Raw genomic sequence first — 10,393 nt, 5'->3', positions numbered from 1 at the left:
TCAGCGCCGCACTACGTTCTGCCGCATCGACGTGAGGAGCGCGTTTATCCTCGGGCGATTCGGCTGAAATCGCCGAAGTATCCGATCAAAAATAAAAATGCCAGTCAGCTTAACTGACTGGCATTAGCCCTTTCGGGGCTCCCTTTTTTATCAGCGGCGAGTTGCAAGCTACGAGCTTCAAGCAAAAGCACAAGCGAACATCACTTGCCGCTTGTAGCTCGCGGCTTGTAGCTGTTCTTAGAAAAGAACCCGGCTACGGATAGTGCCGTTGACGTGCTGCAGCTTCTCTTGCGCCAGCTCCGAGTACTCGGCGTCGACGTCGATCACCACGTAGCCAACCTTCTCGTTGGTCTGCAGGAACTGACCGGAGATGTTGATGCCGTTTTCGGCGAAGACCTTGTTGATCTCGCTCATCACACCCGGGATGTTCTCGTGGATGTGCAGCAGACGGTGCTTGCCAGGGTGAGCCGGCAGGGCCACTTCCGGGAAGTTCACCGACGAAACGGAGGTACCGTTGTCGCTGTACTTGACCAGTTTTTCTGCCACTTCCAGACCGATGTTGGCTTGCGCTTCGGCGGTCGAACCACCGATGTGCGGAGTCAGGATCACGTTGTCGAGGCCACGCAGCGGGCTTTCGAACTCTTCGTCGTTGGAGCGTGGCTCCACCGGGAATACATCGATGGCCGCGCCGATCAGGTGCTTGTCCTTGATCGCGTCCGCCAGGGCGTCCAGCTCGACCACGGTGCCGCGCGCCGCGTTGATCAGGATGCCGCCCTTTTTGATGGCGCGGATTTCCTTCTCGCCGATCATCCACTGGGTCGCAGCGGTTTCCGGAACGTGCAGGGTGACGATGTCGGACATGCCCAGCAGCTCGGTCAGGCTACCGATCTGAGTCGCGTTGCCCAGCGGCAGTTTGGTTACGGTGTCGTAGAAGTACACCTGCATGCCCAGGCCTTCAGCCAGAACCGACAGCTGCGTACCGATCGAGCCGTAGCCGACGATGCCGAGTTTCTTGCCACGGATCTCGAAGGAGTTGGCTGCGGACTTGATCCAGCCGCCACGGTGGCAGGAAGCGTTTTTCTCCGGGATGCCGCGCAGCAGCAGGATCGCTTCGGCCAGCACCAGCTCGGCAACGGAGCGGGTGTTGGAGTACGGCGCGTTGAACACGGCAATACCGCGCTCACGGGCAGCACTCAGGTCAACCTGGTTGGTGCCGATGCAGAAACAGCCGACCGCAACCAGCTTCTTCGCGTGATCGAAGATCTCTTCGGTCAGTTGGGTGCGCGAACGAATGCCGATGAAGTGAGCGTCAGCGATCTTTTCCTTGAGCTGGGCTTCCGGCAAGGAACCTGTCAGGTATTCGATGCTGGTGTAGCCCGCCGCCTTGAGGACGTCGACAGCCGATTGGTGGACGCCTTCGAGAAGAAGGAACTTGATCTTGCTCTTATCGAGAGAAGTCTTGCTCATCTGCGTAAACCTGTATCCCGGAGAAAAATGGCAGGAAATGGTCAACAGACGCTGACCCGGACGACAAGAAAGTCGTCTCCGCGGATCTGGCCTTGGGCACTGTCCTGCGGGGTCGATATGCTAGCATAGCCTCCCCGCTAAACACTCATTCCTGCGACGTGAAGCGTTCTCAGGATGACCATGAATTGTTCGAGAGTTCTGTCGATGACCAATCCTGCCCTGATTGAAGAACTGAAGACCCTGGTCGAGCCTGGCAAGGTCCTGACCGACGCCGACTCCCTGAATGCGTATGGTAAGGATTGGACCAAGCACTTCGCCCCGGCGCCAAGCGCCATCGTGTTTCCCAAGACCATCGAGCAGGTGCAGGCCGTGGTCCGCTGGGCCAACACGCACAAGGTCGCGTTGGTGCCATCGGGCGGGCGCACCGGGCTTTCTGCGGCTGCGGTTGCGGCCAACGGCGAAGTGGTCGTGTCGTTCGACTACATGAATCAGATTCTCGACGTGAACCTCACCGACCGTACCGCCGTTTGTCAGCCGGGCGTGGTCACTGAGCATTTGCAGAACGTTGCCGAAGAAAAAGGCTTGTATTACCCGGTCGACTTCGCCTCGGCAGGTTCCAGCCAGATTGGCGGCAACATCGGCACCAATGCCGGCGGGATCAAGGTTATTCGCTACGGCATGACCCGTAACTGGGTGGCCGGCATGAAAGTCGTCACCGGCAAGGGCGACGTGCTCGAACTGAACAAAGACCTGATCAAGAACGCCACCGGTTACGACCTGCGTCAGCTGTTCATCGGTGCTGAAGGCACCCTCGGTTTCGTCGTTGAAGCGACCATGCGCCTTGATCGTGCGCCGAAGAATCTCACCGCGATGGTTCTCGGCACCGCCGATTTCGACTCGATCATGCCGGTGCTGCACGCCTTCCAGGGCAAGCTCGACCTGACCGCGTTCGAATTCTTCTCCGATAAAGCCTTGGCTAAAGTCATGGGCCGTGGCGACGTTCCGGCACCATTCGAAACCGATTGCCCGTTCTATGCGTTGCTGGAATTCGAAGCGACCACCGAAGAGGTGGCCAACAGCGCCCTGGAAACCTTCGAGCATTGCGTCGAGCAGGGCTGGGTGCTGGACGGCGTGATGAGCCAGAGCGAAACCCAACTGCAGAACCTGTGGAAACTGCGCGAGTACATCTCCGAAACCATCTCGCACTGGACGCCGTACAAGAACGACATCTCGGTCACCGTGTCGAAAGTTCCGGCATTTCTAAAGGAAATCGACGCGATCGTCGGCGAACACTATCCGGACTTCGAAATCGTCTGGTTCGGCCACATCGGCGACGGCAACCTGCACTTGAACATCCTCAAGCCGGATAACCTGAGCAAGGATGAGTTCTTCGCCAAGTGCGCGACCGTCAACAAGTGGGTGTTCGAAACCGTCGAGAAGTACAACGGTTCGATCTCCGCCGAACACGGCGTCGGCATGACCAAGCGCGATTACTTGACCTACAGCCGCTCGCCGGTTGAGATCGAGTACATGAAAGCGGTCAAAGCGGTGTTCGACCCGAACGGCATCATGAACCCGGGCAAGATTTTCGCGGTTTGATCGGCAATCTTTGATGAATCAATGAAGGCAGGAGTCGGTAAATGAGCTATCAGCACCAGTACGTCGACGGCACGCGCATCCACTTCCCGATCGGGAAAGTCGTGTGCATTGGCCGCAATTACGCCGAACACGCCAAGGAACTGGACAACCCGGTGCCTACCGAGCCGTTGCTGTTCATCAAGCCGGGCAGTTGCGTGGTCGAGCTGGAAGGCGGTTTCGCCATTCCGACCGAGCGCGGTTCGGTGCACTACGAAGCGGAAATCGCCGTGTTGATCGGCAAGCCATTGTCGACCAAACCGAGCCGTGAAGAAGTGCTCGATGCGATCTCCGGTTTCGCCCCGGCGCTGGACCTGACCCTGCGCGACAAGCAGGCCGAGCTGAAAGCCAAGGGCCTGCCGTGGGAAATCGCCAAATCGTTCGACGGCGCGGCGGTGATTGCGCCGTTCGTGGTTGGCAGCACCTTTGCTGACCTGACCGACATCGGCATTCGCCTGACCATCAACGGCGAAGTCCGTCAGGACGGCAACAGCAGCGCGATGCTCAACCCGATCGTGCCGATGATCCAGCACATGGCCGGCTGCTTCTCGCTGCAGGCCGGTGACGTGATCCTCACCGGCACGCCAGTCGGCGTCGGCCCGCTGAACGTCGGCGATGACATCGTCCTCGAACTGGTCGGTGCGAGCAGCTTCACCAGCAGCGTGCGCTGATTTAACGCGGTCCCCTTGTAGGAGTGAGCCTGCTCGCGATAGCGGTCTGTCAGTCAACGATTGTTTCGACTGACCTGACGCCATCGCGAGCAGGCTCACTCCTACAGGGTTTTGTGATCTCTCCCACAATGGCGCAGGGCAATCCCGCCATTTGCCGTTTTTTTCACATCCTGTACGGATAATTCCTCTCATTCTGGCGTCTGAGCCGGCCTCTTTGTGCTATTACCCATAGCCTGAATTTTCGGAACGCGTCCCTCGATGTCATCTCAAACTCAGCTCAAACCCACTCGCCGTTCACGTTTCGCCCTGCGCTGGTATGTCTGGCTTTTGCTGGTCCTTGCCGCCGCTTATGCCGTGGCGTTTGCCATGCATTGGGATGATCGCGGTGTGCTTTGGCTGCAAGAACGGTTCGAAAGCCAGGCCGAGCAGAAGGAAAGCATCTGGCTACCGGACTATCGAGTGGTGATAGATGCCAAGCCGCTCAAGGGGATGGAGAAGGACGAAGCTTCGGATCTGGCGTACAACCCGCAGACCAAAACGCTGTTTTCGGTGATGGGCAAGAACCCGTTTCTTGCTGAACTGACTTTACAGGGTGATGTACTGCGCAAGATGCCGCTGGTGGGCTGGAGCAATCCGGAAGGCCTGACGATGATGGAAAACGGCCTGTTGGCCATCGTCGATGAGCGTCAGCACATGCTGTCGATCGTCAGGGTCGACGCTGATACTCGCGAATTGAACATCGCCGACTTCCCGAAATACGATCTCGGCCCGTCGAAAGACCAGAACAAAGCGTTCGAAGCCATCACTTGGGACGCTCGCAATCAGCAACTGTTGCTGGGCGAGGAGCGGCCACCGGCGCTGTTTACCTGGAAAAGCGATGGCAGCCAGACCCTCAAGGGCGACAAGCAGAAACTCGTCAGTGATGAACTGGATATTCGCAACCTCTCGGCCTTGGCGATTGACCCGCGCACCCAACACACACTGGTGCTGTCTGCTGACTCACACCTGCTGCTGGAACTGGACGAGAAGGGCGAGCAGGTCAGTTTCATGACCCTGCTTGGCGGCTTCAACGGTTTGAAGAACACCATCCCCCGCGCCGAAGGCGTGACCATGGACGAGGCGGGCACGCTGTACATGGTCAGCGAGCCGAACCTGTTCTATCGCTTCGAAAAGCAGAAATAGCAGCCTTTACCGATTCCAATGTAGGAGCTGCCGAAGGCTGCGATCTCTTGATCTTATGAACAGCAAGATCAAAAGATCGCAGCCTGCGGCAGCTCCTACACGGGTTGTCTTGTGGTTTGAGGCAAGTGGCCATTAAGCTTCAGTTCAGACGGGCGTGATATTTCATCCGCCTGTCTTGATCCCGAGCCTATCCGAATGCGTCGACTTGCCCGCCCCAAGCCTCTGATTATCTTCCTGACGGTGATTGCCCTGATCGCGTTGATCGCGATCGGCCAATACATGCGCCTGTTCGAGCGTGCCTGGTTCAACCTGCACACCCTGTGGCAGCCGCAGAGTAGCGAGTCGATTGGGCTGGATCAGTATCGCGTCGAGATTGAAGCGCGGGTGATTGACGGGCTGGACGATGATGTTTCGGCGCTGACCTTCGATCCGGTGCGCAAAAGCCTGTTCACCGTGACCAACAAGAATTCCGAGCTGGTCGAACTGTCGCTCGAAGGCAAGATCCTGCGGCGCATCGCCCTGATTGGTTTTGGCGATCCGGAAGCCGTCGAGTACATCAGCGCCGACACCTACGTGATCACTGATGAACGCCAGCAGCGGCTGATCAAGATCCACCTGGAGGCAGACACCACCTTCCTCGACGCGGCGGACGCCGAGCAGATGACCCTCGGCGTGCATATGGCAAGCAACAAAGGTTTTGAAGGCCTGGCGTACGACTCGGTGGGCAAGCGTCTGTTTGTCGCGAAAGAGCGCAATCCGATGCTGATCTACGAAGTGCACGGCTTTCCGCACTTCAATCCGGAGAAGTCCTATGCAGTGCACGTGATCAATGATCCCAAGCGTGACGCCGGGATGTTTGTGCGCGATCTGTCGAGTTTGCAATACGACGAGCGCAGCGGGCATTTGCTGGCGCTGTCGGATGAGTCGCGGTTGATTCTGGAGCTGGATGTCGACGGGCGGCCGTTGAGCACGATGTCCATCAGTGGCGGGCGTCAGGGTCTGAAGAAAACCGTGCCGCAGGCGGAAGGCATTGCCATGGATGATGACGGGACGTTGTATCTGGTCAGTGAGCCGAATCTGTTTTACGTCTTCAAAAAGCCTGCACCGAACTAACCAACACCACAAACCATTGTAGGAGTGAGCCTGCTCGCGATAGCGGTGTGTCAGTCGACATTAATATCAACTGATCCACCGCTATCGCGAGCAGGCTCACTCCTACATGGGTATTCCGTCTGCCCATTAATTTCGGGCAGCGTTGGCTTACTCAGCCTTGAGGGTTTTCACGCCTTCGCTGGTCCCCAGCAACAACAGATCCGCCGGACGCGCCGCGAACAAGCCATTGGTGACCACGCCGACGATCGCATTGATCTGCGCTTCCAGCTCCACCGGGTTGGTGATCTGCAGGTTGAACACATCGAGAATGATGTTGCCGTTGTCGGTCAAAACGCCTTCGCGGTACACCGGGTCGCCGCCCAATTTCACCAACTGACGAGCAACGTGGCTGCGCGCCATCGGGATCACTTCGACTGGCAGCGGGAATTCGCCCAGCACCGGCACCAGTTTGCTGGCGTCGGCGATGCAAATGAAGGTCTTGGCCACAGCCGCGACAATCTTCTCGCGGGTCAGTGCGGCGCCGCCGCCCTTGATCAGGTTCAGGTGCGCGTCGCTTTCGTCGGCGCCATCAACGTAGAACTCCAGGTCGCTGACGGTGTTCAGCTCATACACCGGAATCCCGTGGCCTTTCAGGCGCGCGGCGGTGGCTTCGGAACTGGCGACCGCGCCATCGAACGCGCCCTTGTGCTGGGCCAGGGCGTCGATGAAGCAGTTGGCGGTGGAGCCGGTGCCGACCCCGACGATGCTCTTGTCGTCGAGTTTCGGAAGGATGAAGTCGACGGCGGCCTGAGCCACTGCCTGTTTGAGTTGATCCTGGGTCATGCGGGCTCCGGAAGCGGGCAAGGTGAGAACGGAAAGGCCGGCATTATAGCCGCAAGCGCGGCTAAAACCTCTGGATTCGTGTGGTCGTGCGGGCAAAAGCCGGGTTAGACTCCTCGGTCCCGCTCAACCGCTCAGTGATGCTTTCCGATGCTCGAACAGTACGTCAAAAAGATCCTCACCTCGCGCGTTTATGACGTTGCCGTAGAAACCCCGCTGCAGAACGCTCGCCAGCTTTCCGAGCGGCTGGGCAATGACATTTGGCTCAAGCGCGAAGACTTGCAGCCAGTGTTCTCGTTCAAGATTCGCGGCGCCTACAACAAACTGACGCAACTGAGCGATGAAGAACGCGCCCGTGGCGTGGTCACCGCGTCGGCGGGCAACCATGCGCAAGGTCTGGCCCTGGCGGCGAAAGTGCTGGGCGTCAAAGCTACGATCGTCATGCCCAAGACCACCCCCGAAATCAAAGTCGAAGGCGTGCGTTCGCGCGGCGGCAAAGTGGTGCTGCACGGTGATTCGTTCCCGGAAGCCTTGGCCTACTCGCTGAAACTGGTTGATGAAAAAGGCTACGTCTACATCCACCCGTACGACGATCCGCACACCATCGCCGGGCAGGGCACCGTGGCGATGGAAATTCTGCGCCAGCACCCGCAGCCGCTGGACGCGATTTTCGTCCCGGTCGGTGGCGGTGGTTTGATCGCCGGTATCGCTGCGTACGTGAAATACCTGCGCCCGGACATCAAAGTCATCGGCGTCGAGCCGGACGATTCCAACTGCCTGCAAGCGGCGATGGCCGCCGGTGAGCGCGTGGTGCTGCCGACCGTGGGCATCTTCGCCGACGGCGTGGCGGTGGCACAGATCGGCCAGCACACCTTCGACATCTGCAAAGACTATGTCGATGAGGTGATTACCGTCAGCACTGACGAGATCTGCGCCGCTATCAAGGATATCTACGACGATACCCGCTCGATCACCGAGCCTGCCGGCGCGTTGGGCGTGGCCGGGATCAAGAAATACGTCGAACAGCGCGGCGTCAGCGGCCAGACTTTTGTCGCGATCGATTCCGGCGCCAACGTCAACTTCGACCGCTTGCGCCACGTCGCTGAACGCGCCGAACTGGGTGAGGGTCGTGAAGCGATCATCGCCGTGACCATCCCCGAGAAGGCCGGCAGCTTCAAAGCGTTCTGCGAAGCGATCGGCAAGCGCCAGATCACCGAATTCAACTATCGCTATAACACCGGCAGCGAAGCGCACATCTTCGTTGGCGTGCAGACCCATCCGGAAAACGACCCGCGCAGTGCATTGCTGGCGAGCCTGACCGAGCAAGGTTTCCCGGTCACCGATCTGACCGACAACGAACTGGCCAAACTGCACATCCGGCACATGGTCGGCGGCCGCGCGGCGCAGGTGGTCGATGAAGTGGTGTTCCGTTTCGAGTTCCCGGAGCGTCCGGGGGCGCTGTTCAACTTCCTTAATAAGCTCGGTGGGCGCTGGAACATTTCGATGTTTCATTACCGCAACCACGGCGCCGCCGATGGCCGCGTGGTCGCCGGCCTGCAAGTGCCGCACGACGAGCGTCATCTGGTGCCGGCGGCGCTTGCGGAAATCGGTTACCCGTACTGGGATGAAAGCGAGAACCCGGCCTATCAGCTGTTTCTTGGCTGAACGGCTACGCTGATGGGCATGGCCCAAGGAAGAGAAATACATGGAAACCCTGACCACCCTGAAAGTCCTTCACGTCGCGGCGACCGTGGTCATACTCGCGAGCGGGCTGGGGCTCGCCGCTGTGACCTGGCGTAATCGCAGCGAAGGGCCGGCCAGCACGATGCAGCGTCCCTGGCTGTTTATCTGGTGTTTGATGCTGATCGGTATGCTCAGCATGCCTTTCACCGGCTGGTGGTTGGTGCACCTGGTCGGCTGGCCACTGGGGCAGTTGTGGATTCTGGGTTCCAGCGTGATCTATGCCGTGGCCACGTTGAGTGCGGTCTGGTTACTGGTTCGGCTTAACCGTTTGTGGACAAGCGGTGTCGGCAACTGGAAATTCAGCCTGGCGCTTGCGATTGTCAGCGGCGTTGGATTTCTCGCCATTGCGGCTTTGATGGGGGCCAAGCCTGTTTAAGGCTTGGGACCGTGTCGGTCCGATTCGCGAGCAGGCTCGCTCCCACAGGGGATTTGTGAGCGACACAGATCCAATGTGGGAGCGAGCCTGCTCGCGAAGGCGATGTCAGTCGCGCAAAGAAATCACCGGCCAGCCACGCTTCTCCGCTTCAGCGCGCAGATTCGGATCCGGATCGACAGCCACCGGATTCGCCACCTGCTCCAGCAACGGCAAATCATTCATCGAATCGCTATAGAAATAGCTGTCATCCAACGAATACCCGGTCTCTTCCAGCCAACGGTTCAGGCGCGTCACCTTGCCTTCGCGGAAGCACGGAATATCAGTGCTGCGCCCGCTGTAACGGCCATCGACCATCTCGCATTCGGTAGCGATCAGGGTTTCAACGCCCAGACGCACAGCAATCGGCGCGGTCACGAAGCGGTTGGTCGCAGTGATGATCACCAGTTTGTCGCCCGCGTCGCGGTGTTTTTTCAGCAGTTCCAGCGCCTTGGGCAACACGATCGGTTCGATGCAGTCGCGCATGTAATCGCTGTGCCATTGCTCGAGCACGGCCATGTCGGTGCGGCCGAGGATCTCCAGGCAGAAGTTCAGGTACGCGGCGTTATCCAGTTTGCCGGCCAGGTAATCCTGATAGAACTCGTCGTTGCGCGCTTTGTACGCAATCGGGTCGAGGAAGCCGCGTTCACACAGATAGTCGCCCCAGGCGTGATCGCTGTCGCCGCCCAGAAGGGTGTTGTCCAAATCGAAGAGTGCCAGGCGCATTGCAGTTACCCGCTGATAAGTCTGTAAAAAGGCGACAAGAATACGGTCTTTTCACAAGAGTGCACATAAGGTAGGAAGCTTCGTTGCCGCCTTATCAACCTTTGTGGAACAATGCGGCGACATGCGTTTGCGAGGTTGTTGCCGTGATCGACCCCGATGGTTTCCGCCCCAATGTCGGGATCATTCTGACGAATGACGCCGGCCAGGTGCTATGGGCTCGCCGTATCAATCAAGATGCCTGGCAGTTTCCGCAAGGGGGAATCAACCCTGAAGAGACGCCGGAAGACGCCTTGTACCGCGAGCTGAACGAAGAAGTTGGCCTGGAACGTGAAGATGTTGAAATACTGGCCTGTACTCGGGGCTGGTTGCGCTATCGTTTGCCGCAACGTCTGGTGCGTACGCACAGCCAACCGCTGTGCATCGGCCAGAAACAGAAATGGTTTCTCCTGCGCCTGATCTCCAACGAGCAGCGGGTGCGGATGGATTTGACCGGTAAACCGGAGTTCGATGGCTGGCGCTGGGTCAGCTATTGGTATCCGTTGGGCCAGGTGGTGACATTCAAGCGCGAGGTGTATCGCCGCGCCCTCAAAGAGCTTGCCCCGCGCCTTTTAGCGCGCGACTGACG

Annotated in this window: 10 protein-coding genes; 7 read left to right on the top strand and 3 right to left on the bottom strand. The window is 58.8% G+C overall.

Annotation, left to right across the window (positions count from 1 at the left end):
* Positions 1 to 237: 237 nt before the first annotated feature.
* A complete protein-coding gene (gene serA, locus CKW17_RS22015; RefSeq protein ID WP_095121592.1) occupies positions 238 to 1,467 on the bottom strand; it encodes a phosphoglycerate dehydrogenase in 1,230 nt (409 codons plus the stop codon).
* A gap of 204 nt (positions 1,468 to 1,671) precedes the next feature.
* Between serA and CKW17_RS22005 the strand changes: the two genes are divergently transcribed.
* The 4 genes from CKW17_RS22005 to CKW17_RS21990 all read left to right on the top strand — a co-directional run bounded on the left by CKW17_RS22005 (position 1,672) and on the right by CKW17_RS21990 (position 6,068).
* A complete protein-coding gene (locus CKW17_RS22005) occupies positions 1,672 to 3,066 on the top strand; it encodes an FAD-binding oxidoreductase (RefSeq protein WP_095121590.1) in 1,395 nt (464 codons plus the stop codon).
* A 41-nt stretch (positions 3,067 to 3,107) separates the two neighbouring features.
* On the top strand, positions 3,108 to 3,773 hold the full coding sequence (locus CKW17_RS22000) for a fumarylacetoacetate hydrolase family protein (RefSeq protein WP_008085293.1): 666 nt from the start codon (positions 3,108 to 3,110) through the stop codon (positions 3,771 to 3,773).
* A 258-nt stretch (positions 3,774 to 4,031) separates the two neighbouring features.
* Positions 4,032 to 4,955, top strand: a complete 924-nt coding sequence (locus CKW17_RS21995; RefSeq protein ID WP_095121589.1) for an SdiA-regulated domain-containing protein — start codon at positions 4,032 to 4,034, stop codon at positions 4,953 to 4,955.
* A 195-nt stretch (positions 4,956 to 5,150) separates the two neighbouring features.
* Positions 5,151 to 6,068 (top strand): SdiA-regulated domain-containing protein, encoded by a 918-nt coding sequence (locus CKW17_RS21990; RefSeq protein ID WP_095121587.1) that lies wholly within the window; start codon positions 5,151 to 5,153, stop codon positions 6,066 to 6,068.
* Between the two features lie 147 nt (positions 6,069 to 6,215).
* Here the strand turns inward: CKW17_RS21990 and rpiA are convergent, their stop codons facing one another.
* Complete coding sequence (gene rpiA, locus CKW17_RS21985) at positions 6,216 to 6,890, bottom strand: ribose-5-phosphate isomerase RpiA (protein ID WP_007913886.1); 675 nt, start codon at positions 6,888 to 6,890, stop codon at positions 6,216 to 6,218.
* Between the two features lie 147 nt (positions 6,891 to 7,037).
* Here rpiA and ilvA point away from each other — a divergent pair, with 147 nt between their 5' ends.
* Positions 7,038 to 8,552, top strand: coding sequence for a threonine ammonia-lyase, biosynthetic (ilvA, locus tag CKW17_RS21980; protein WP_095121585.1), 1,515 nt, complete (start codon positions 7,038 to 7,040; stop codon positions 8,550 to 8,552).
* A 40-nt stretch (positions 8,553 to 8,592) separates the two neighbouring features.
* Positions 8,593 to 9,006, top strand: a complete 414-nt coding sequence (locus CKW17_RS21975; RefSeq protein ID WP_095121584.1) for a DUF2269 family protein — start codon at positions 8,593 to 8,595, stop codon at positions 9,004 to 9,006.
* A gap of 105 nt (positions 9,007 to 9,111) precedes the next feature.
* Here CKW17_RS21975 and CKW17_RS21970 read toward each other — a convergent pair whose 3' ends face one another.
* A complete protein-coding gene (locus CKW17_RS21970; RefSeq protein WP_095121582.1) occupies positions 9,112 to 9,768 on the bottom strand; it encodes an HAD family phosphatase in 657 nt (218 codons plus the stop codon).
* Between the two features lie 143 nt (positions 9,769 to 9,911).
* Between CKW17_RS21970 and CKW17_RS21965 the strand changes: the two genes are divergently transcribed.
* On the top strand, positions 9,912 to 10,391 hold the full coding sequence (locus CKW17_RS21965) for an RNA pyrophosphohydrolase (protein WP_003229203.1): 480 nt from the start codon (positions 9,912 to 9,914) through the stop codon (positions 10,389 to 10,391).
* Positions 10,392 to 10,393: the final 2 nt, after the last annotated feature.

Source organism: Pseudomonas sp. Irchel s3f10 (assembly GCF_900187515.1).
GTDB classification, from domain to species: domain Bacteria; phylum Pseudomonadota; class Gammaproteobacteria; order Pseudomonadales; family Pseudomonadaceae; genus Aquipseudomonas; species Aquipseudomonas tensinigenes.
The sequence above is the reverse complement of the archived record's forward strand: the minus strand, read 5'-3'. Positions and strand labels throughout refer to the sequence as shown.